Raw genomic sequence first — 25,267 nt, 5'->3', positions numbered from 1 at the left:
AAATGATGAAAACATTTATCTCCATTATTATGGTGATCTGGGCATACTGTGCTATGGCACAAAACCCCATCGTCTACCTGAAGTACGATGAAGCCAGTGGAACTCAAACGGCGTTGGATGAGGCAGGAGGATTGAGTTTTCAAGTTGCGAATACGTTTAATAAACCAGAGCGAGTCTCTGGTGTCGCCGGCAAGGCGCTAAGAACCGATGGGTTCTCAACCTGGGCCAGCCGGGATTTGACCACCAATTTTGGTGGTACTATGACCGTGGAGACATGGATCAGTCTGGAAAGTTATCCGTCTGATCATGAAGTGCCCTATGGTAATCTTACCCCATCGGCTATCATCAGTCAGATGCAGGGAGATCAGGGCTATCAGATCGGGATCAATACATTTGGTGTGTATTGGTTTTCGGTCAATGTCAATGGCCTCAAATATACCTGCCAGGCACCAAACCCATTTCCGCTCTATGAGTGGGTACATGTGGCAGGTGTAGTAGATGCGGGTGCCAGCGTGATGAGGCTGTATCTAAACGGACAGGAAGTAGCTTCGGCATCCATACCCAACGGAGGCACCATACAGGAAGCTTCTGCTCCCCTGATCATTGGTAAGAGCAATGTGGATACCTACAGCGGGATTTTCCTGATTAATGCACTTAATGCAGCGATAGACGAAACCAAAATATATGACATTGCGAAATCCGGGACCGCTATTTCTTCAGCATATCAGGCCTTAGTTGCTAATATTCCCACATCGGGTTTTGAGTCGCTGGCCGTACCATCCAGTCGATTTGCAAACGATGTTCAGCGGCCTGTATATCATGCTATGCCAGCTGCCAACTGGACCAACGAACCCCACGGTATGGTGGAGTACAATGGTCAATATCACCTGTTTTATCAGCGCACGCCCAATGGCCCATTCAAAACCATGATGCACTGGGGACATATGATCAGCAGTGACTTTGTAAACTGGGAGCATGAGAAAGATGCCCTTTGGCCTACTTTGGAGTGGTCATCTACTTCCGGCTATGACATGAAAGGTATCTGGTCTGGTGATGTAGTGGTGGATAATGGAACTGCCCATGCCTTTTATACCAATGTGAATCATTCCGGGCCTTACAATCCGGGGATTTCGCATGCCACCAGTAGCAATGGTCGATTAGAGAACTGGACAAAGCTTGGCCCAGTGATTGACCGAGAAGTAGTGGCAGATTTCAGAGATCCTTACTTGTGGAAAGAAGGTACGACATGGCACATGATCATTGGAGCAAAACTCACCAGTGGAAGAGGTGGACTAGAGTACTACACTTCTTCAGATTTGAACAACTGGACACGTCAATCTCAGTTTACTACATTGGATTACAATCAGGTAGCCCCGGCTCAGTCTCTGTGGGAAATGCCAGTATTTGAAAGTATAGGAAATGGCAAACACATACTAATAGTCAATCCGATTCCCGGCCCAGGTCACACCCGGGCGGTATACTGGACCGGTGTTTGGTCTGGAGGGCTTTTTACGCCTGACTACACTCAGCCTAAAAATCTGGACGTGATTCATGGGCACCTTTCTCCTACAGTGGCCAGAAACACCAACGGCCAGTTGGTGGGTATGGGGATCGTGGATGAGCGGTGGGATTCACAGGCTCAGCTGGATGCCGGCTGGTGTCATACGTTTAGCCTTCCGCGCGTTTACACCCTGCTGGCAGATGGGCAGACATTAGGACAAAGTCCGGCTCCAGAGCTGCAAACATTGCGGATACCAGGCACAGCCATCACCCAAACTAACCTTTCCGTATCTGGTACACAAAAGATACAGGCAAAAGGTCAGTCAATGGAGTTGATCGTGGAACTCAACCCGAATACTGCGGGTGATAAGTATGGAGTGAACTTCCTTGTGTCGGATGATGGGCAGGAGATTACCCGACTGTACTATGATGCAGTGAACAAGCAGGTAGTTCTGGATAAGTTGAATTCTAGTTTATCACCACGGAGTTTTGAAAGATTAAGCTTTACAGAGGACTATGACGAAACCGCTTTTGGCAAGCCCGAGAAGTTCCATATATTCCTTGACCACTCTGCTATCGATGTGTTTATCAATGGTAAAGCGGCATTCTCCAATAGGATATATCCAACCATGGTTAGCAGTAACGGTGTGGAGCTATATTCTGATGGAGGAACGACTACTTTCACTTCTGTACAGAGCTACTTGCTAGGGGCTGGAGGACAAGGTATTGGTGTGACCAGTGTTTCACTAAACAAGTCAAGCCTTATTTTGCCCCTAACAACCTCTGGTACTTTGACAGCCTCGGTCTCTCCGGCAACCGCCACCAATCAGCAGGTTACCTGGACCACCAGCAACGCTGGGGTAGTGACGGTTGTTGACGGGAAATTAACACCTGTAGCCAAAGGCACAGCTACGGTCACGGCGTCCGCAGCAAATGGTCACAGTGCTACATGCGAAGTGACTGTTTCAGATGCACCAACTTATCTGGTGTATGATTTTGAGAGTGGTAATCTTTCAGGCTGGACTGTATCAGGTGCAGCTTTCGCCACTGCAGATGTCACGAGTGACATTGCCTGGTGGGGAGGCCTATTCCAGCATCAGGGTACCTATCACTTGCATGGTTTTAAAGATGGAGGAGATGGACAGGTAGGATCTCTTACTACAAGCAATTTCACATTGGGATCCCATGGCCAAATCGAACTTTTGATAGGAGGAGGAAATGACATCAACAACCTTTTTGTGGGTCTTTATCGTGCCTCTGATGATGCGCTACTTGCGAAAGTGACAGCCAATAACCATGAGACCTATTCCAAAGTGATCATTGATGGATCTGCCGCACTGGGTACAGTCTGCTACCTCAAAGCGGTGGACAATTCTACCGGAGGATTTGGGCATTTGAACCTTGATGATGTACGGATTCCTATTCAGTCCGGAACACCGATAGCTGCTACGGGCGTTTCGCTTAATCAAACCGCTTTGACTTTGGCACCACAGGCAACCTTCGCTTTGGAGGCTACGGTAAGTCCTTCCAATGCAGCCAATCAATCGGTGACATGGTCTTCAAGCAACACGGGGGTAGCTACTGTGAGCAGTGCAGGTTTGGTCACTGCTGTGGCCACTGGTCAGGCGGTAGTGACGGTGACTACTGCCGATGGCGGATTCACAGAGCAGGCCACCGTGACGGTGTCTAATCAGGAGTTTCTAATCTATGACTTTGAAAGTGGTGACCTTACTGGGTGGACCATATCTGGTACAGCATTTGTCAATGCGGACGTTACCACGGCAGCAAACTGGGGCTGGGGAGGCCCATTTACACCACAAGGTAGCTATCATCTTTGGGGAGTCAGCTCTGGGAGCGATACAGAGACCGGGTCGTTGAGGTCTCAGGATTTTGTGATTGGTGGAGACGGTATTATCGCTTTCATGATAGGGGGTGGTTTTGATATCAATACTGTCTACCTCGCCCTGGTCAGGAAGTCTGATGGAGTGGAGTTGATGAAAGCGACCGGAGATGATAACGACAGTGAGAATTATGTCTCCAAACAATTCGATGCTTCGGCTTACATTGGGGTAGAGTGTTATGTCAGACTTGTGGATAATTCTACAGGTGGATGGGGACACATCAACTTGGATAACCTGGTGGTGCCTATTGGCAATAATAATGTGCCAGCTACAGGAGTGTCATTAAATGCCAGCTCGCTTACACTCACCGCCGGGGCCTCAAAGAGTCTGGTAGCAACAGTGACACCTGCGAATTCTACCAACAAAGACATATGCTGGAGTTCATCAAATATCAATGTGGCCACCGTCAATGATGGAGTAGTTACCGGAGTGTCAGCCGGAACGGCCACAATAACAGCGACTACTATAGATGGTGGGTTTACCGCACAGGCTACGGCAACTGTGGTGGCCCAGGATTACCTGGTTTATGATTTTGAGTCTGGAAACCTCAGCGGATGGACGACTACTGGTAGCGCTTTTGTCTCAGCTGATGTAACCACTGATGTCAATTGGGGATGGGGTGGCCCTTTCAATCAGCAGGGCAGCTATCATTTGTGGTCTGTCAAGTCAGGTGGTGATGCAGATACTGGTACCATGCAGTCTCAGGATTTTATATTGGATGGAAATGGCGTGATCACCTTTATGATCGGTGGAGGATTTGACCTCAATACCCTCTATCTGGCGCTAGTTCGCAAATCTGACGGTGCTGTACTGATGAAAGTCACCGGAGATAATAATGACAGTGAAGCCTATGCCACAAGGCAGTTTAATGCTGTAGACTATGTGGGTACAGAATGTTACCTCAAACTAGTGGACAATTCCACCGGCGGATGGGGGCATATTAACCTGGACAATGTAAGGATTCCGGTAGCCAGCGTGTCTGTGACTGGGGTCGATCTTGACCAGGCTTCTGTGATTTTGACAGAGGGCCACAGTACCACTTTTACAGCTACCGTACTGCCAGTAGGAGCTTCCAATCAGGGAGTAAGTTGGAGTTCGTCCAATACCAATGTGGCCACAGTAGACGCAAATGGTACGGTTACAGCAATAGCTTCGGGGAGTGCTACGATCACGGTCACCACCAACGAAGGAGCTTTCTCTGATCAGACAAGTGTCACTGTAGAGGCGCAGCAATATCTGGTTTATGACTTTGAGTCGGGCAACCTTTCTGGCTGGACCTCCACAGGAAATGCATTCGTCTCAGCCGATGCTACCAATGCAGTGAACTGGGGATGGGGAGGCCCATTCAATCCACAGGGTACTTATCACTTGTGGTCCGTGCAGTCTGGAAGTGATGCCGATACAGGCACCCTTCAAACCGCCGATTTTACACTGGGTGGGAATGGAATCATTACTTTTTTGATCGGTGGAGGATTTGATTTTAACACCGTCTATCTGGCACTTGTTCGTAAGTCAGATGGTGCCGTACTGATGAAAGCCACTGGTGACAACAACGACAGTGAGGATTACATACAGAAGCAATTTGATGCTTCCGCATTTGTGGGCACCGAGTGCTATCTGAAGTTGGTAGACAATGCTACCGGTGGATGGGGGCATATCAACCTCGATAACCTGATCATCCCTACTGTAGGAAACGCAACAGCGCGAATTACCGAAGAGCTCGAAAAGGTGGAGGAAACGATTGTCTTGAGGGTATATCCAAACCCTGTGACTGATGAGTTGCATTTGGATTTACCTAAGGAGTCGGTATATGAGTTGAGCATTCTGTCTATGGATGGTAGAGAAGTCAGAAATCAAACGCTGACGGGCTCAACACTGGATGTTCGGGCACTGAATCCGGGAATGTATCTGGTGATGGTAACTACGGACAGTCAAAAGCATGTTTTTAGAATAATTAAACGATAAACTATTTGAAAGGAGCATAGACTTTAGACATCAGGCGGCGGCAACCCGCGGGTTGAATAAAGTCTATGCGAATTTCATGTGACCCATTAAAATAAACTTATACACATGAAATATAGCACCATTCTATTTGCGATCATTTTTTACGGTTGTGCTTCTACTGTTCAGCAGAAGGAGCCGATCAAACTAAGCGGAGGAGAGGAATACCGACCGGCTTATCATTTCACACCACCTGCTCAATGGATGAATGATCCAAATGGAATGGTCTATTTTGAAGGAGAGTATCACCTCTTTTATCAGCATTTTCCCGACAGCAATGTTTGGGGGCCTATGCATTGGGGGCATGCCGTCTCTGAGGATATGATCAACTGGGAGCATCTGCCTATTGCATTATATCCAGACTCTCTGGGTTATATTTTTAGCGGTAGTGCGGTCATCGATTGGCAAAACACCTCAGGTTTTGGAACCAGGGACAACCCACCAATGGTAGCTATCTATACCTATCATGATCCGGTTGGAGCCGATGCCCGAAGAATTGATTTTCAAACCCAGGGAATCGCATATAGCCTGGATAGGGGAAGAAGTTGGACCAAATATCAACAAAACCCTGTTTTGGAGAATCCGGGGATCATAGATTTCAGAGACCCAAAAGTATCATGGAATGAAGAGTTCCAGCAATGGACGATGATCTTGGCAGTGAAAGATCATGTGAATATTTATTCTTCTCCAGACCTAAAAGAATGGAAGTTGGAAAGTGAATTTGGTCAGTCTATTGGGGCCCATGGAGGCGTATGGGAGTGCCCAGACCTTTTTCCTTTGACGGACGAAAACGAAACTGAAAAATGGGTGATGCTGGTGAGCATCAATCCGGGAGGGCCACAGGGAGGTTCGGCTACCCAGTATTTTGTGGGCGATTTTGATGGATCTGTATTTACACCTGGTGATTCTACTATCCGATGGGTAGATTATGGAGCGGACAACTACGCCGGAGTTACCTGGTCTGATGTGCCTGAGTCAGATGGGCGTAGGTTGTTTTTGGGGTGGATGAGTAACTGGCAGTACGCTGTAGCGGTGCCTACCGATAACTGGAGAAGCGCTATGACCCTACCACGAGAACTGAAGCTGCTCACGATCAATGATCAGCCCGTTTTGCAGTCGGTGCCAGTAGAAGAACTCGGCGAGCACTTTGAGACATCAAGTTCTATTGATTCGGGTGGTCAGCTCGAATCTGCGGCCTACAAGTTGGAACTGTCCAATATTCCTGAGTCGGGATTGGAGTTGATCTTCGAAAATAACATTGCTGAAAAGCTCACTATTTCTCTGTCTAAAGATGAATTGCTCATTGATAGAACATCATCGGGCCTCTCTGATTTTAATGATTTATTTGCGTCTGTTCATAAAGCACCTTTGCCGGATGTAGAGATAGAAAAGCTTCAGATTTTTATGGATAAATCTTCCATAGAGGTCTTTGTAAATGACGGACTGGTGGTGATGACAGATCTGATGTTTCCCAATGAGGTATATACGTCCATTTCATTTACGGAAGGATTGGACGTGAAAATGTCTTCTTTAAAATCTGATCTGGTAGAACTCTAAAATTTATAAGCAAATGGAAAACACGAAAGTATTGGCCTTTGGGGAAGTATTATGGGATTTCATAGAAGGATATAAACATTTTGGCGGAGCGCCGGTCAATTTCGCAGCACACATGGTGCAGTGTGGTCGAGAGGCGTCTATTGTCACGGCTGTTGGTACAGATAAACTTGGTGATCAGGCCGTGGAGGAGATGATCAAACTCGGCGTGGGTCAGGATTTTGTGCAGCGAAATAGCCACCTCACTGGGCGGGTGATGGTGTTTTTAGAGGAGGGTCAGCCCACCTACCGCATCAGAAATGATGTCGCCTATGACTACATCGAGCAGTCCGGTATAGATACAGCCAAACTGAACGAATATGGGGCGTTTTACTTCGGTACGCTCGCCCAGCGACACCCCGTATCCAAAGCAGCGATGGATTTCATCATGGCCAGAGGATCGTTCAACACTATATTTTATGATGTGAATTTGCGCAGGGATGCCTATACCAAAGAGGTGATTGAGTCTTCATTTGGCTACTGTACGATAGCCAAGATGAATGATGAAGAGGTGAGGGTGTTGAGCTCATTGCTCTATGAGGCGGAGATGAGTCAGGACGATTTCACGGTTCGGCTTCTTGCGGATTATCCAAACATCGATTTGCTGATTATCACTGGTGGGGGGCAGGGTTGTGTGATCCGCACCCGTAGCGAGCACTACAAGGTAAGTGCTAAAATGATGCTTGTGAAGGATAGTGTGGGTGCAGGAGATGCATTTTGTGCGGCCTTTCTCAATACCTACCTCCGTACCCGTGATGCGAGAAAATCAGCGCGCATTGGCAACATGGTTGGTGGCTTTGTGGTATCCGAAAGCGGTGCTATTCCGATCTATCCGGAGAAATTCAGGCGAAAAATTGAGATATTGAGTGCGGGTTGAGGATAGGCATTTGACTCGGTGTTCACCGATATCTATGTGAATTCACTAAAGTGGTATATTGGGTGATCCTGTTTGATGATTCTGAAAAAATGATATTTTTAATGTTTTTTCAAAATGGGATGCCCCATAAATAGCATCTTTGTGACGCCTTAACTATTCAAATACTTGAAGTATTCTTTTCAGACGATAGTCTTTTTGCTTTCAGCGCTTTTGTGGGCATGCAAGCCACAGATCACGGATAAAAAATATCTCGTTGGCTTTTCCCAATGTACCTCGTTTGATAGTTGGAGAAAGACTATGCAATCTGAAATGCAAAGAGAGCTTTCGTTTCATGGAGACATGCAATTGGTGATCAAGGATGCTCAGGGAGACAATGATGCTCAAAACAAGCACATTAATGAACTTGTGGAAATGGGTGTGGATTTGCTCATTATCTCTCCCAATGAAGCAGAGCCCGTGACCCGCAGCGTTGACCAGGCGTACAGGAGCGGAATCCCTGTTATATTGATCGATCGAAAGACCAATTCAAATTTTTATACTGCTTATGTAGGAGCTAATAATTATAAGATTGGTAAAATAGCAGCGACCTACATTGCCAGCCTATTGGATGGGCAAGGAAAAGTATTGGAAATCAAGGGATTGAAGGGTTCCACGCCCTTTATAGAGAGACACAATGGGTTTCGTGACCAGATAAAAACCTTTCCTCAAATAGAGGTGACAGAAATAGAAGGTGAGTGGGGTGGAGAGGAGACTGCCCGAAAGCGCTTTGTTGAACTTATGAAAGGGGGTAATTCATTTGATCTGGCTTTTGCCCATAATGATATCATGGCTTATGCTGCTTATGAGAGCTATCGGGAGTTATCTCCCGGTGGATCACTGGAGATAATCGGAGTGGATGCGCTCTCAGGGCCTGGCGGGGGGATTGATTATGTGACATCAGGCATATTGAAGGCCTCACTACTGTACCCTACCGGTGGAGATGTGGCCATTCAGATCGCTTCCGATATTTTACATGGTAGGCCGTATGATAAAGATAACGAGTTGGTCACTACTGTTATAGATAGTTCCAATGTGCATGTCATGCGTATGCAGACCAATAAAATACTGGCGCATGAGTCTGATATTAATCGACTGGCGGAGAGAATTGACCAGCAAAGGGTGGTCTATAAGAATCAGCAATACATTTTGTATGTCATTGCAGTGTTATTTGTGATCAGTGCCTTGTCTTTTGCCTTTACCCTGAAGCTCCTAAGAGAAAGAAGAGAGATTAACAAGAGCTTAAAGAAAAGAAACGAGGAGGTGTCCAGACAAAAAGCGGAGGTGATGGAGATGTCCCAGCAGGTGAACAAAGCCAATCAAAGCAAAATACAGTTTTTCGCCAACATCTCTCACGAATTGAAAACACCCCTCACTCTGATTCAGGGACCTTTGGATGAACTCCACAGCAGCAACACCCTCACGGGTTTTATGAAAAAGGATCTGGAGCTTGCCCAAAGAAATGTCAGGCGTTTGACCGGGCTAGTCAATCAGCTGATGGACTTTCAAAAGATCGAAAATGGACGGATGAAAGTCCGGGCATCAAAGACGGAGTTGGTGGGGTTTCTAAAGGAGATTACTGATTCCTTCAGAAACCTGGCTAAGAAGGGTCGTTATACCTTGATATTTGACAGTCGGGAAGATCGGATTGATCTCTGGGTAGATAAAACCATGATCGATAAAGTGTTTTTCAATCTCCTGTCAAACGCTTTCAAGTTTACACCTCCGGGAGGCACCATAAAAGTGATATTGTTGCCAGTGCCTGAAAAAAATGAAGTGGTCATACAGCTTACCGATACCGGAATGGGTATGAGTAAGGATCAGCGGGCCAGGGCATTTGATCGGTACTATCAGGGAGATGACTCAAGAGCCGACGGAACCGGATTAGGGCTTGCACTTTCGAGAGAATTGATAGCGATGCATGATGGTACTATTGAGATTTCGAGTCAGAAGGATGTTGGGACTACTTTCGAAGTAAGGTTGAAAATGGGAGATTCACACTTCAGTGAAGAGCAGTTGAGTAGTGATGGGGATCAGTTGGTCAATGACCATGAGATTGAAGATGGTTTTGGTTATGAAGAAGGGGTGGAGGCATCTATGGCTGATCATGAGTTTACCGTTTTGATTATTGAGGACAATCAAGAGCTGGCTGCTTTTTTAAAGCGAAAACTGGCTGAATCCTACAAGGTGCTATGGGCCAAAGATGGGGAGGCTGGTGTGACCCTTGCCAAAGAGCAGATTCCTGATTTGATTCTGAGTGATTTGATGCTGCCCAAGCTGGGAGGTCGTGATATACTGGCTAAGATGAAATCCGATGTTCGTACAGCTCATATCCCCTTTATCATCATGACGGCCAGTAGCTCTGAGGAGGAGCGGGTAGAGGGTGTAAGAGAGGGTGCCGATGATTACATCACCAAACCATTTAGTTTCAGGTTTTTGTCAGAGCGAATCAAAACCACATTGGCCAATAGGGCGAAATTGCGTGAGCATTACCTCCACGAAATACCCTCTGATCAGTCTCAGCGGAGTGAGGGTAAGCTCAACAAGAAGTTTGTCAATGACTTTACTGCGGTGGTTGAGCAAAACATTGCCGATCAATCACTCGATGTAAATGTGATTTGCGAATCTCTGGGGCTTTCTCGGATTCAACTGTACAGAAAAGTGAAAGCTATGCTGGGCTACAGTGTGAATGATTATATCACTACTGTGCGTTTGAAAAAGGCCAAATACCTCTTAAGTACTACAGATAAAAGTATTGGTGAAATTTGCTATGAGGTAGGCTTTTCATCTCCATCTTATTTTTCGTCTACTTTCAAATCAAAGTTTGATATCTCGCCGAGCGAATACCGTCAAAATCGGGCAAACTCTTAAAAATACACTCGCTTTTCTACAGAATCTATTAGCCCCTTGTTGGTGGCTAAGCCCATTCATGACAAAGTTCGTTCTTGATTGAGGCGGTTTTTGATACAAATTCTAAAATTTGATACAAAAACTAAATTGTCAAATTGTGATTTGTGTAATTTAAATCACCTTAAAAGCCACTTTAATGAGCTTTTATCAAAGAAATCTATTTGAGTTAACGAATTTGTAATTTGTTGAAACATTTCTGACAACCGGCAGGATACTCATCTCATAACTTGCTAGCATGAAAGTTTTTGAGAAGAACGATGTGCGTATCCTTACCTATGCTATAGTAGTTGCTCTGGGCGGATTTCTCTTTGGGTTTGATACAGCCGTAATATCGGGAGCTGAGCAGGAAGTTCAGCGCATATGGGGGCTTACTGCTATTCAGCATGGCTTTACAGTCTCTATAGCATTAATAGGTACTGTGATAGGTGCGTTGTTCGGTGGTATACCCTCAGAGCGGCTAGGTCGTAAGTATTCATTGTTTTGGATTGCCGTGCTGTACTGGATTTCGGCGGTAGGCTCGGCATTAGCGACTGATTGGAACCTCTTTTTGTTTTTTAGATTTATGGGTGGGATAGGTGTGGGCGTGAGCTCGGTGACGGCTCCCCTGTATATCTCAGAGATCGCTCCCGCCAGATCCAGGGGGAAGTTGGTGGCGCTCTTTCAGTTCAATATCGTTTTTGGCATACTGATCGCCTATCTATCTAACTACGGGTTGGCAGATATGGGTGAAATGGCCTGGCGATGGATGCTTGGGGTAGAAGCGATTCCGGCACTGATCTTCCTGTTTGCGGTGCTTTTTGTTCCGAAAAGTCCACGTTGGCTAATCGTGAAGCAAGGCAAAGTGGATGAGGCACGAGATATATTACTATCCATTCGCGACCACAATCTGGTAGAGGCTGAGATCAATTCCATATTAAATTCATCCATAGGTAAAGAGGAAAGACAATCGCTATGGAACACCAAGTATAAGACCCAAATATTTCTGGTCGTGTGTTTTGCGTTTTTCAATCAGCTGTCAGGCATCAATGCCATCATTTACTACGCTCCTCGAATATTTGAGATGGCCGAAATGGGCAAGTCTGGCTCGTTGATTTCCACGATCGGGATTGGGGTGGTTAACTTCTGCTTTACGTTACTGGCTCTGGCATTTATTGATCGGTTTGGGAGGCGTTTTCTCATGCTCGTAGGATCTTTCGGCCTTATTATCACATTGGGGTTAATATCCTGGTCGTTCTACATCAGAGATTTCGGGAGTATTTCTATCTATTTCTTTATTTATATCGCCTTTTTTGCTTTTTCTCAAGGGGCGGTTATCTGGGTATTCATTTCAGAGATATTCCCCAATAAGGTGCGTGCTGCAGGTCAGGCTTTAGGCAGCTTTACCCATTGGATACTTGCAGCAGCAGTGGCACTGATCTTCCCATACATCACCAAACACATAGGACCATCTAATACCTTCTTGATTTTCACTTCAATGATGATACTCCAATTATTATTTGTTTGGAAGGCCATGCCTGAAACCAAAGGGAAATCACTTGAAGAAATAGAAGCAGGAGACGAAACAGTAGCTGTGTCATCTGCACAACATTCATTAAACCTTAACAACTAAATGATGAAGAAGATTTTGACATTTTTATTATTACTGACGGGTATGCTGGCTAGTGCCCAACAGAAGATAATATCGGGTACCATCACCGATGAGGAAACCGGAGAGGGTTTGCCTGGGGCATCAGTGCAGATAAAAGGAACCTCCAGCGGAACGATTACGGATGTCAATGGTACCTTTCAATTGGAGGCCTCTGAAGCCGATATATTAGTGGTTTCATTTATTGGCTATGAGCCAAAGGAGGTGAAGGTAGGCGATCGCTCCGTCATTAATCTGACGCTTGGGTTTGATGTGACAGCCCTGGAGGAAGTGGTGGTCGTGGGCTATACCAGTGAAAGGAGGAAGGATCTGACCGGATCCGTGGCAGTGGTTGATCTCGAGGAAGTGAAGGACCTCCCACCGGGAAATATCATGAAAAATATACAAGGGCGAGTGCCAGGCGTCTCTATTACGTCTGATGGTTCGCCTGGTTCAGGAGCTACTGTTAGAATTAGGGGGAATGGCACACTCAACAACAATGATCCCTTATATATCATAGACGGAGTGCCCTCCAAAGCTGGAATGCACGAAATTAATCCAGCTGATATCGCATCTATTCAGGTGCTTAAGGATGCCGCTTCAGCAAGTATCTATGGGGCTCGGGCGGCTAATGGCGTGATCATCATTACCACCAAAAGAGGGAAAAGCAAGGAAGCTCAGATCGATTTCGATGCTTCATGGTCACTACAGCAGTACACCACTAAGCTGAACCCACTCAATACCTATCAGCGAGGCAAGGTCTTTTGGCAGGCCTCTGTCAACGCGGGTCTTAAGCCTACGAGCCCCATCTATAACTACTCCTGGAATGGAGACCTCAACAATCCAGCACTTGGGGGTATTACCTACAATGAGTACCTGGATGCCAAACAGACCATGCGCCCGGCCGATACGGACTGGTTTGATGAGGTTTCTCAACCATCAGTGATTCAATCTTATAACCTCAGGATTTCCAAAGGATCAGAGAATGGAAGCATGATGTTTTCCGTGGGGTATTTCGATAACGACGGGACCATAAAGGAATCAAATTTCGAACGGATAAATACTCGATTCAATTCGAGTTTCAGTTTCCTGAATGATCTGATCACTGTTGGGGAAAATTTCCAGGTCACCTATCAGGAAGAAACTCAGATCAATGCCGGGGAGATATTATTTACCTCACTTGTACAGCACCCGATTGTGCCAGTACATACCGAAGCAGGAGGTTGGGGAGGCCCCGTGTCTGGAATGACAGACCGTCAAAATCCTGTCCGGCTAATCGAAGACAATAAGCAAAACCGCTACAAGTTTGTGAGGCCCTTTGGCAATGCCTATGTAGCGATCAATCCAGTAAAAAACTTACAGTTCAAAACGAACTTTGGGGTTGACTATAGCTTGTTTTATAATCGATCAATTAGGAAAAGATACGTTTCCGGATTCTTGTCTGAGCCGGACAATATGGTGGCCAATAACACCAGTGTCGGTGGCAACTGGATCTGGACCAACACAGCTACATATGACCTAAACCTACAGAATCAATCGTTGAAGTTTCTGGCTGGAACAGAACAGATCAAATACGCTCAGGAATGGTTCAACGCCTCAAGGGAAGGCTATATAAGTGAAGATCCAAACTACGCTTATCTGGGCGCTGGTGCAGAGAATCAATTGAATAGTGGAGGTGGAAACCGGTGGGCCCTGATGTCTTTCTTTGGTAAGTTTGATTACAGCCTTCAGGATAAATACCTCGCATCATTCACGATCAGACGAGATGGATCATCACGGTTTGGAGCTAATAACCGGTATGGGAATTTTCCCGCAGCATCTGTTGGGTGGAGACTCAGTAACGAGGAGTTTTTCAAAAGTTTAATAGCCACTCCTGTAGATATAAAACTACGGGCTAGTTGGGGGCAAAATGGTAACCAGGAGATCGATCCATTGGCGGTGTATAATATTTACAGACCTGTCTACGGAAAAGAAGATGCTATTTGGGATAATCCAAATCCTCCAAGCTACCGACCGGCGCTGGGCACGGCCTATGACATAGCCGGAGCTGACATGGGAGAGCTTCCTTCTGGTTATATCACCAATCAGCAAGCCAATGACAACCTTAAGTGGGAGACGACCACACAGTGGGATTTTGGAATGGATTATGTCTTGCGAAAGTTCTCAGGATCGGTGGATTATTTCATCAAAGAGACGAGCGATATTCTTTATTTCCGCACCCTTTTGTCAGCTGTGGGTGAAGCAAGCGGACAGTTTGTAAATGGCGGCACCATCAGAAATCAAGGTTTAGAAGCTATCCTTACTTATGAAGATCATATAGGAAAGCTGGCTTTTGATGTGTCTGGTAATGTGGCTTCACTGACCAATGAGGTGGTGAGCATGCCCGAGAGCTTGTTTATTCGTACCCCGTTGAGCGGGGCAGTACCAAACGATGCCAAAATAGAGCTTTTGGGTGAGACGCTGGTAGGACGCTCTGTCAATTCTATCTATGGATATGTAGCCGATGGGCTGTTTCAGACTCAGGGAGAGGTGGACAGTCATGCCAGTCAGCCTGGAAAAGGGTTGGGCCGGATCCGATACAAAGACCTAAATGGAGACAATGTGATTAACAATGAGGATCAAACGTTCATTGGGGTAGCTGATCCTGCTTTATCCTATGGGCTCAATATCAATGCGACGTACGGCAACTTTTCATTCACCGTATTTGCGCAAGGTGTCACCGGAATAGAGTATTACAATAGCTATAAGACCTATACGGATTTTGCCTCCTTGTGGCCCGGTACCAACTGGGGAGAGCGCACACTGGATGCTTGGTCTCCTACCAATCAGGACTCTGACATTCCCAGACTTACCATAGTCGACAATAATAACGAAGGTAGAGTGTCCACCTATTTCATAGAAAACGCCTCCTACCTGAAACTTCGAAACCTACAGATAGGCTACAGTTTGCCACAATCGACACTAGATCGGCTTGGAATGAGAAAGGCGAGAGTATTTGTGCAGGGTCAAAACCTGCTCACCCTCAAGAGCAAAGGCTTTACGGCACCGGATCCAGAAAACCCAAATTATGCATTTCCAATTCCGACCATTTATACCGCTGGTTTAAGTCTAGGATTTTAACAAAAACACCTTAATCAAATAAGAGATGAAATTGATACAAAGATACCTTCTCATACTACTGGTTGCCATTACTGGCATCTCATGTAGTGATTTTCTCGAAGTAAGCCCCCAGGGAGTGATAGGGGATGAAGCCCTCAATTCACCGGAAAATATCGATGGACTGGTGATCGCGGCATACGCTATGCTGGGCAACGATCATTATACCGTGCCCAATATGCTGTGGCCATGGGGAGATCTTCGATCAGGAGATGCCTACAAAGGTGGTGATGGACCGGCTGATATTTCTATCTATCATGCCATGGAGGTTTTTTCCACCATCCAGCCGGATATGAGTGCATATGCGCCATCGGTGTTAGGTGACTTGGATAATAAAAAGTGGGAAAGGCAATACACGGCTATTTCCAGAGTAAACAATGCCCTCAGAAGGTTGCAGGATGTGGATGAAACTGCGTATCCTAAGAAAAGTCAGCGAATCGCTGAGATGAGGTTTTTGCGGGGACATTACTATTTTGATCTCAAGATACTTTTCAAGCACATCCCATGGATAGATGAGCAGGCATCGGTAGAAGAGATTGAGGCCATTTCCAATACCGTTTATACCGATCAGGAGCTATGGGATTTGGTGGCTGCAGAGTTTAGGGCAGCGGCTAGTGGCTTGCCAGAAAGTCAGACAGATGCTGGCAGGCCCAACAAATTCACTGCCAAGGCTTATCTGGCTAAAGTACTCCTGTATCAGGCCTATGAGCAAAATGAAGACCATCAGGTAGTTGCCGTCAATGCCGAAAAACTGGAAGAAGTGGTCACACTGGTGGACGAGGTAATCGGATCAGGTCAATATAGTCTGGAGTCAGATTTTGCCAATCCTTTCCTCTGGGAATTTGAAAATGGTACCGAATCCGTCTGGGCCATCCAGCGGTCTCATGATGATGGCACAACCACCGGGAATATTGATTTTTCATCTATGCTCAATAATCCTATGAGCACCGAATTGGGTTGTTGCTGGTTTCATATACCGAGTCAAAATTTGGTTAATAGCTTCAAAACAGATGAATCCGGACTCCCGATGTTTGACGCTTTTAATGAGAACGATTTGGATTTGTCTTCAGAAACTGTTGATCCGAGGTTAGACCACACGGTGGCACAACCTGAGAAGCCCTGGAAGTATGAGACTTCCATTATTTATACTGAAGATGAGTGGGCACGTCAGCCGGGCATTTATGGTCCTTATTCCTCGCTAAAGGAAAACGTGTCACCCAATTGTGAATGCTTTGAGCGGATTCCTCCATTTATGTCTAGCTCTAAAAATACCATTCTGATCAGGTTCGCCGATGTGCTCTTGTGGAAAGCAGAAGCATTGATAGAACTCGGTAGACAAGGGGAAGCATTGCCGATTATTAATCAAATCAGGCAACGGGCCATTAATAGCACCGAATTGCTCCAATATGCTAATGGTGCACCTCTTTCCAATTACAATGTGGCTCTTTATGATGGCTCTGCCTGGACACAGACATTCGCTCGCCAGGCGCTCAGATGGGAGAGGCGCCTTGAACTAGCCATGGAGGGACACCGATTCTTTGATTTGGTAAGGTGGGGAGTAGCCGCTCAGGAAATCAACGAGTATTTCAGTGCCGAAAAATCAAAAAGAGAATACCTGCAATCCGCGCAGTTTGAAGCAGGAAAACACGAGTATTTGCCCATTCCGCAGCAGCAGATCAATCTGAGCAATGGCAGGTACCTACAGAACAAAGGATATAACTGATAAATAACCAAACCAATTAACGAACAAATGAAGATGATGAAGACAAATATGAAGTTTTTGGTGGCTTTGCTCTTGGCAGCAGCTACTATGATGGTAATCTCATGTAAGGATGAGGAAGTCACCCCTGGTGATGCATTTATGATCAGTTTCGTGGTAGACGATATTAGTGGATCTATTGATGAAGCAGATAAAACGGTTACGCTGGAGTTGCCGGCGGCAGCAGATATTACAGCGGTCACTCCGGTAGTATCCGTGTCTGAGGGGGCGAGTGTAAGTCCCGAGTCTGGCACGGCGGTTGATTTTACTGAACCTGTGGTTTATACTGTCACTGACAAGTCCGGTAGCATTTCCGTAGCGTATACGGTTTCTATTTCACAGGCGGATTTGAGGAAGATTGCTTTCGTAGGTGTGGCGGCAGAGAATACTGCAGCTTCCTGGGATGCCCTGGATGGCTCTGACTTTGATCTCAATGATGATCAGGAGGCAGCTACGTGGTTTGCAGAGAGTATGCCTTCTTCCACTACCGAGGTGGCCTATCACTCCATTGAAGATGTGGCAGGTGGTGCCGACCTTAGTGGGTATCATGCCGTATGGATTCAGTTTGACGGAGGCTGGTGGGGCGGTGAAGTCGCTCAGTTTCCAAACAATTCAAATCACTGCCTGCTGATGGAATCAGGGATTGGGTTTGATACGCCTTGTGAGACTTTGTCCGCCGATTTTGTAGCTGCTATCAAGGCCTATTACGAAGCAGGGGGTAACCTGTTTTTGGGCAACTTCGCTGGAGCAATGGTAGACGAAATTGGTGCAGTGGCTTCCGCTGACCTTGCTCCCAACAATTCCTTTGGAGGGTTGGCAGTGGATGAAGGCGCTACTGACGGAGCCTGGGGAGTAAGATGGGCAGGAGAAACCTCTAGCCCTTTGTTTAACGGCATTGTGACGAGCACTGATGAAGGATGCGCTGCGCCATTTTTTATCACCCTGGAGTCGGGCACTCAGAAGAAAAACAGATCTAACCAATACAACCTCAACTTTGGGCCTTGGGCGCCAAATGGTGATACTGATCCATTGGATGATCGTCGCGCGGCCTTTGAAGAAATGACAGGAGCATCCATTTTGGTAGAAAATTGTGGTCAAAATGAGCCTCAAATGGTGGAATGGACTGCAAGTGGTAATAAGGGAACCGTGATTGCCATTTTGGGCGGTACATACGACTGGTATGTAGGTGATGTTAGCAACAATGATAATATTCCTTCTCTCACAAAAAACAGCTTGCTGTATCTGGCTGATAAGGCCCTGGAAGAATAAACATTTTTGAGAGTGGCCGTGCCGCCTGGCACGGCCACTTGTTTCATTTAAATCCCAATTATGACAAGGATATTTATACGTTTGTTGATGTTGATGAGTGTGGTAGGCAAGCTCTGTGCGCAGGATATGTATACGGAAATGTATCGGCCTCAGTATCACGCATCTCCTCGCAATGGTTTCATGGGTGACCCAAATGGGCCTATGAAATTTGGAGGCAAGTACCACCTGTTTTGGTGGGGGCACCTCCGTTCTGAAGACATGGTTCATTGGGAAGAAATCAATAGTAATGCACTTCATGGTACACCTTCTGGTTTCGGAAACTGGTCTGGGTCTGTAGTGATGGATATAGAGAACACTGCTGGATTCAATTCAGCGGAAGATACTGCTATGATCGCTGTTTACACCTTGCACGAAGATGCCACAGGTTACCAGCATCAGGCTATTTCTACCAGTCTCAACCATGGATCATTTGAGTACTATGATGGCAATCCAGTCATTGAAAGTAATGAGCCAGATTTCAGGGATCCACAAGTGTTTTGGCATGAGCAAACAAATAAATGGATTATGGTCATCACGAAACCTGTAGATCGGGGTATCCGGATCTACACTTCTGATGATCTCAAATCATGGGATTACGAAAGTACTTTTGAAGGGTATGGCGCTCGTAAGGAAATATGGGAAGTGCCAGATCTGTTTGAGCTACCACTCAATGGTGATCCCCAAAACATTAAATGGGTGATGACATGTGGTATGGGGCCCAACCGAATGCAGTTTTGGGTAGGAGATTTTGATGGCACCACTTTTAGTATCGACCCGGAGGAGAATTTCTTCACTGGTAGTCATGTTGGCGGAGAGGTGTTTGAGGATTTTGAAGCTGGATATGGTGACTGGACTGTGGAGGGTGAATCTTTTGGAGGTAATCCTGCTACAGGTACCTTCACTGATCAGCAGGAAGTGATGGGATATACAGGCAGCAGTCTGGTGAATAGTTTTTTGAATGGTGATGGGTCTACAGGGAAGCTCATTTCCCCAGAATTTGAAATTAGTAGACCGTTTATCAATTTTCAAATAGGCGGTGGCGCTTCAGCTAATGAATTGGGCTTCAGGTTAGTTGTAGATGGAGAAGTCGTACAGTCGATAGCAAGTTCCAGCAATACTGAAATCATGCAATGGCGGGGTGTGTCCGTGAGTGAATTTATCGGGAAGACCGGGCATATTGAGATAGTAGATGAGGCCACAGGCGGATGGGGACATGTGTTGATCGATCACATTGTATTTTCTGATGAGCTGTATGATACCAGAACAGAAAATGCTAACTGGGCTGACTGGGGATATGATTTTTATGCCGGGAAGACGTTTAGAAACTATGACTTTGATGATGATCGCAAGGTATGGCTGGCATGGATGGGCAACTGGACGTATGCCCGGGATGTGCCCACTCGGCCATGGAAAGGAAATCAATCCATTCCACGAGCATTGAGTCTTGTAAAAAATGAATTTGGGTTTCAGCTGATTCAGCAGCCCATTGAGGAGCTGAAAGGACTCCGTAGTAACGAATATTCAATAACAAATCAGCAGGTGGATGGAGTTGTGCCGGTCACGGTGTTTCAACCAGAGTGGAACGTATATGAGCTGAAACTATCCTTTAAAGTCAGTTACAGAGATCAGGTTTTTGGGGTAACCCTCGCCCAATCGGATGATAATAAAGGTGTTAAAATTACTTATGATGCAGCGGCATCCACATTGGAGCTTGATCGATCAGGCACGCCGTTTAGTTTTGCCTATAAGCGCAAGTCAGTGGCACCTATTCATTTCCCTAAGGATAGTGTGCTTGATTTACATATTTTCATTGATCAGGCATCGGTAGAAGTGTTTGCTAATGATTATCAGACTTCCATAAGCTCACTGGCATTCACCAATGTTTTAAGTACAGGATTGTCCCTTTTTAGTGAAACTGGGCCAACTGAGTTATTGTCCTTAGAAGCCTGGGATATTGCCTCTATCTGGGGGGTGACGCCTGATCAGGTTCAGAGACCAGAGGTGCAGGAAGACCCACTTAAGGTAGACAGTGGTCATTCAATGGTTTACCCAAACCCGGTAAGTGCAGGACAGTATATAACATTTGGTAAGAATAATATTCAAAATGCATCGATTTGTGATTTGGGTGGTAGGGTCGTTTTTACACAATCGACTGGTACCAATCAAGTGCTGATACCAGATACTTTGAGTCCGGGTCTTTATCTGGTGAAGTACATAAGTGATGGGAGGCACTATTCCGACAGAATCATTATTCGTCGGTGATGAGTACGTCATTCTACTGAAATAAACGATTTCAACCTTTTGCCTAAAAGCGAATGGTATCATGAATCAAAACACAATACCTATGAAATATCTTAACGCATTTATCGTGCTGTTTTGTCTGATGGAGTCCTGTCAGTTTAAACAGAAAGCCATGAACCCCGAGCAAACGGCAGAAGACCGCTATCAATCTGTGTATCACTTTACGCCACCATCCAATTGGATGAATGACCCCAATGGCATGGTCTACTACGCGGGAGAATATCACCTCTTCTATCAGCATTTTCCTGATAGCAATGTTTGGGGGCCTATGCATTGGGGACATGCCGTGTCCCAAGATATGATTCATTGGGAGCACTTGCCTATTGCGCTTTATCCCGATTCGCTTGGGTTCATTTTTTCAGGCAGTGCAGTAGTGGATTATGATAATACCACGGGATTTGGCTCTGAGTTAAACCCTGCTATGGTTTCCATTTTCACCTATAGCAACCAGCAAGAGGAGTTCGAGGGATCGATTACTTTTCAGAATCAGGCAGTGGCCTATAGTCTCGATAGTGGCCGCACCTGGACAAAATATGCAGGAAATCCAGTGTTAAGTAACCCCGGGATTAAAGATTTTCGTGATCCAAAAGTGACCTGGATGGAAGAGTTTGAAAAGTGGGTGATGATCTTGGCTGTAAAGGATCACGTGAGCATTTATTCCTCTAAAAACTTGTTGGACTGGACGCACGAGAGCGATTTTGGGAAGGACGAAGGTGCTCATGGTGGGGTTTGGGAGTGTCCTGATCTCTTCAGGATTCAGGATGATCAAGGCAACTGGAAGTGGGTGATGCTGGTGAGCATCAACCCTGGTGGATATCAGGGGGGCTCTGGTACACAATATTTTGTTGGAGAGTTTGATGGTCGGGAATTTTCCACTAATCAGAAGGAGGTCAAATGGATTGATTATGGAGCGGATAACTATGCCGGGGTATTATGGAGCAATATTCCGGATTCTGATGGTCGAAAACTGTTCATTGGTTGGATGAGTAATTGGGCATATGCCAACAAGGTAAGCCTTGTGAACAGAAGAAATATGATGACGATCCCACGAGAAGTAAGCCTGAGGAGAAAAGAGAATGATCATGTATTGACCATGGTGCCTATCAGGGAGTTGGATCAAGTTGGTGTGCTCAACACAAGTGGAGATTTGACGGAGTTGGAAAAGGGAATGCGAACAAATGACGCGTACCGACTGGATCTACAAATCGAATCGATGGAAGGGAAGTTTGAATTGGTTTTTAGCTCTGAGGATAAAGACTCATTGTTTTTGAGTGTATCCCATACCGAACTTATCGTGGATAGGTCTAGGTGTGGCAATGTATCGCTGGCCACAATGTTCTCCAGGCAGCACAAGGCATCATTGGACGGGATCAGGAACTTATCGATTTTCCTGGATCGGTCATCTATCGAGGTATTTGCCAATGATGGAGAAGTAAATATGACTGATTTATTTTTTACCAGATCGCCATTACAGCAAGTGCAAATGGTGACATCAGAGGCTGAAATTGAGGCAAGATTTGAGTACAGAAAGATCGAGGTGAAGGAGCCTATTTGAGTAAGTTGATTGGTTGAGCAGGTGTATGCAAAAGAGTAACCAAACAATAAACCAATGAGATACAAAACCCTTAAAATGATGAGTTTGGCCCTGATGGCTGTTGTAAGTGGCTGTGATAAGCTTCATATAACTAAAGTCGGAGGACCTGAGAGTGAGTCAGAGACTGTTACATCAGCTTCATTAAACTGTACTGCTCAGGCGGAAGAGGAAGATTATCAAATCTTTCCGATGACCTCTGATGGATACAGAATCGGAGATGTAATGCCTTATTTCGAACCAGGTACTGGCGAAATATTTGTGTATTACCTGAAGGATATCTGGGATGATCCATCCAATGAACGTCATCCCTGGTATGGCTTTACGACCACTAATTTTTATGAGTATGATGAAACATGCACTGACGCACTGCTGGCTAGTAGTGATCAGGGATGTGATCAGGATTTCGCTGTGGGAACCGGGAGTGTCATCAAAAAAGGTGGAAAGTATTATGCTTTTTACACTGGTCACAATCCTAATTATCCTTCCAGCTGTGTGAGTAAGAAGGAGGGAGTGATGCTGGCTACGTCTAACTGGCCAAATCAACAATTTACTAAGAAGGCGAACTTTAGCACCATATACCCACCTAGCGGGCTGGGTTTTGATGAACAGGATAATTTTAGAGATCCCTTCGTATATGAGGATACTCAAAACAATGAATACGTAATGCTGATTAGTGCCAGAAAGGATGTAAACGGAACCTGGAAGGGTGTGTTGGCTAAGTATACATCCGGAAATCTCCTGAATTGGACGTATGACGGAGTGTTCTATGACGGGGGAGCTGACAATTATTTCATGATGGAATGCGCTGAGGTGTTTAAAATCAACAGCACTTACTATTTGCTGTTTTCGGATATCGACACCAAGTATGTCTACTATCGCAAGTCTTCGTCGGCAAATGGACCATGGAGCAAGCCCACTGGAATTGAGCGGTTTGAAGGAAAAGGAATTTATGCTGCAAAGTCTGTATCAGATGGTTATGATCGCTACCTGATGGGCTGGACGCATGTCAATATTGGACACACAGATGGAGGAGCCCCAGGCTGGGGTGGTAATCTGGTGGTGCATAAGATATATCAGAAGGCCAATGGGGATTTGGCAGTGACCATACCACATACAGTGGAAAACCACCTGGAAACCACCGCCTATACCATAGTTAAAAATAGCCAGTGGGGAGATGTGACCAATACACAGGTAGGATTGCATAGTTATAGGCTTTATAGCCCGGCAGATTATGACATGGCTAATGTCATTTTTGATCCTGTGATGGCTGAGCGCTATGAGATCAGTGCCACGGTTAATTATGTCTCGTCAGCTCGTGATTTTGGATTTATGGTGGGTGCCTGCGATGGTTGGAATGACCTGTTCAGTCTTAGGTTTGTCCCTCAGGAGAATAGGTTCAGTTTTGACAAGACCAACAGGTCGAACCTTGATACCAGCACGGTTCCGGACAATGATGTGCCCTTTGCGATGAGTCCAGGCGTTGATTATTCGGTGAGAATCGTTATTGAAAACTCAATGGTGGTCGTGTATATCAATGATGAAGTGGCGCTTTCTTCGCGAATTTATCGGGCGCCTGGTACCAACTGGGGCATCTTCGCAGATCACAGCGACGTGACCTTTACAAATATTGAAGTTACAACACCTTAATAGAACATTTCGCCCTCCCACGGGAGGGCGAATATTAACTTTAATCAGCAGATGGAAAACACGAAAGTATTGGCCTTTGGAGAAGTATTATGGGATTTCATTGAAGGATATAAACACTTTGGCGGAGCGCCGGTCAATTTCGCAGCACATATGGTGCAGTGTGGCAGAGAGGCGTCTATTGTCACAGCTGTTGGTACAGATAAACTTGGCGATCAGGCCGTGGAGGAGATGATCAAACTCGGCGTGGGTCAGGATTTTGTGCAGCGAAATAGCCACCTCACCGGGCGGGTGATGGTGTTTTTAGAGGAGGGTCAGCCCACCTACCGCATCAGAAATGATGTCGCCTATGACTACATCGAGCAGTCCGGTATAGATACAGCCAAACTGAGTGAATATGGGGCGTTTTACTTCGGTACGCTCGCCCAGCGAAACCCCGAATCCAAAGCAGCGATGGATTTCATCATGGCCAGAGGATCGTTCAATACCATATTTTATGATGTGAATTTGCGCAGGGATGCCTATACCAAAGAGGTGATTGAGTCTTCATTTGGCTACTGTACGATAGCCAAGATGAATGATGAAGAGGTGAGGGTGTTGAGCTCATTGCTCTATGAGGCGGAGATGAGTCAGGACGATTTCACGGTTCGGCTTCTTGTGGATTATCCAAACATCGATTTGCTGATTATCACTGGTGGAGGGCAAGGTTGTGTGATCCGCACCCGTAGCGAACATTACAAGGTAAGTGCTAAAATGATGCTTGTGAAGGATAGTGTGGGTGCAGGGGATGCATTTTGTGCGGCCTTTCTCAATGCCTATCTCCGTACCCGTGATGCGAGAAAATCAGCGCGCATTGGCAACATGGTTGGTGGCTTTGTGGTATCCGAAAGTGGGGCCATTCCGATCTATCCAGAGAAATTCAGGCGAAAAATTGAGGTATTGAGTGCGGGTTGAACAAATAGATATATCATCTGGAGTTCCCATGAACACAGATATTTTATGATGGATCAAATCAGGACTCAAAGGAATTTCATCTAAGCGTTCTGCTTTAGAGGTGCGAGTT

Annotated in this window: 12 protein-coding genes; all 12 read left to right on the top strand. The window is 45.9% G+C overall.

Going from position 1 to position 25,267, the window contains the following annotated elements:
• The first annotated feature begins 2 nt into the window (after positions 1-2).
• The 12 genes from GV030_RS16770 (at position 3) to GV030_RS16715 (ending at position 25,158) form a co-directional block, all read left to right on the top strand.
• The gene (locus GV030_RS16770) at positions 3-5,366 is read left to right on the top strand and encodes an Ig-like domain-containing protein (RefSeq protein ID WP_159584459.1); all 5,364 of its coding nucleotides are present in this window, start codon (positions 3-5) and stop codon (positions 5,364-5,366) included.
• A gap of 105 nt (positions 5,367-5,471) precedes the next feature.
• The gene (locus tag GV030_RS16765; RefSeq protein ID WP_159584457.1) at positions 5,472-6,959 is read left to right on the top strand and encodes a glycoside hydrolase family 32 protein; all 1,488 of its coding nucleotides are present in this window, start codon (positions 5,472-5,474) and stop codon (positions 6,957-6,959) included.
• A gap of 13 nt (positions 6,960-6,972) precedes the next feature.
• The gene (locus GV030_RS16760; RefSeq protein ID WP_159584455.1) at positions 6,973-7,872 is read left to right on the top strand and encodes a PfkB family carbohydrate kinase; all 900 of its coding nucleotides are present in this window, start codon (positions 6,973-6,975) and stop codon (positions 7,870-7,872) included.
• 165 nt (positions 7,873-8,037) lie between these two features.
• A complete protein-coding gene (locus GV030_RS16755) occupies positions 8,038-10,779 on the top strand; it encodes a substrate-binding domain-containing protein (RefSeq protein WP_159584453.1) in 2,742 nt (913 codons plus the stop codon).
• A gap of 274 nt (positions 10,780-11,053) precedes the next feature.
• On the top strand, positions 11,054-12,427 hold the full coding sequence (locus GV030_RS16750; protein WP_159584451.1) for a sugar porter family MFS transporter: 1,374 nt from the start codon (positions 11,054-11,056) through the stop codon (positions 12,425-12,427).
• Positions 12,428-15,562 (top strand): TonB-dependent receptor, encoded by a 3,135-nt coding sequence (locus tag GV030_RS16745; RefSeq protein WP_159584449.1) that lies wholly within the window; start codon positions 12,428-12,430, stop codon positions 15,560-15,562.
• A 25-nt stretch (positions 15,563-15,587) separates the two neighbouring features.
• Positions 15,588-17,321: a RagB/SusD family nutrient uptake outer membrane protein gene (locus GV030_RS16740; RefSeq protein WP_159584447.1), complete on the top strand. Its 1,734-nt coding sequence runs from the start codon at positions 15,588-15,590 to the stop codon at positions 17,319-17,321.
• A 33-nt stretch (positions 17,322-17,354) separates the two neighbouring features.
• Entirely contained in the window at positions 17,355-18,626 is a 1,272-nt protein-coding gene (locus tag GV030_RS16735; protein ID WP_159584445.1) for a DUF4960 domain-containing protein, read from the top strand.
• 60 nt (positions 18,627-18,686) lie between these two features.
• The gene (locus GV030_RS16730) at positions 18,687-20,927 is read left to right on the top strand and encodes a GH32 C-terminal domain-containing protein (protein ID WP_159584443.1); all 2,241 of its coding nucleotides are present in this window, start codon (positions 18,687-18,689) and stop codon (positions 20,925-20,927) included.
• A gap of 82 nt (positions 20,928-21,009) precedes the next feature.
• Positions 21,010-22,521 carry a glycoside hydrolase family 32 protein gene (locus GV030_RS16725; RefSeq protein ID WP_159584440.1) on the top strand — a complete coding sequence of 504 codons (1,512 nt, stop codon included), beginning with the start codon at positions 21,010-21,012 and terminating at the stop codon, positions 22,519-22,521.
• 54 nt (positions 22,522-22,575) lie between these two features.
• A complete protein-coding gene (locus GV030_RS16720) occupies positions 22,576-24,207 on the top strand; it encodes a glycoside hydrolase family 32 protein (protein WP_159584438.1) in 1,632 nt (543 codons plus the stop codon).
• A gap of 6 nt (positions 24,208-24,213) precedes the next feature.
• Positions 24,214-25,158 (top strand): PfkB family carbohydrate kinase, encoded by a 945-nt coding sequence (locus GV030_RS16715; protein WP_370519079.1) that lies wholly within the window; start codon positions 24,214-24,216, stop codon positions 25,156-25,158.
• Positions 25,159-25,267 lie beyond the last annotated feature (109 nt).

The organism is Marinoscillum sp. 108 (assembly GCF_902506655.1).
Lineage (GTDB): Bacteria > Bacteroidota > Bacteroidia > Cytophagales > Cyclobacteriaceae > Marinoscillum > Marinoscillum luteum.
Note: the sequence above shows the minus strand (reverse complement) of the source record. Positions and strands in the feature narration are given on the sequence as shown.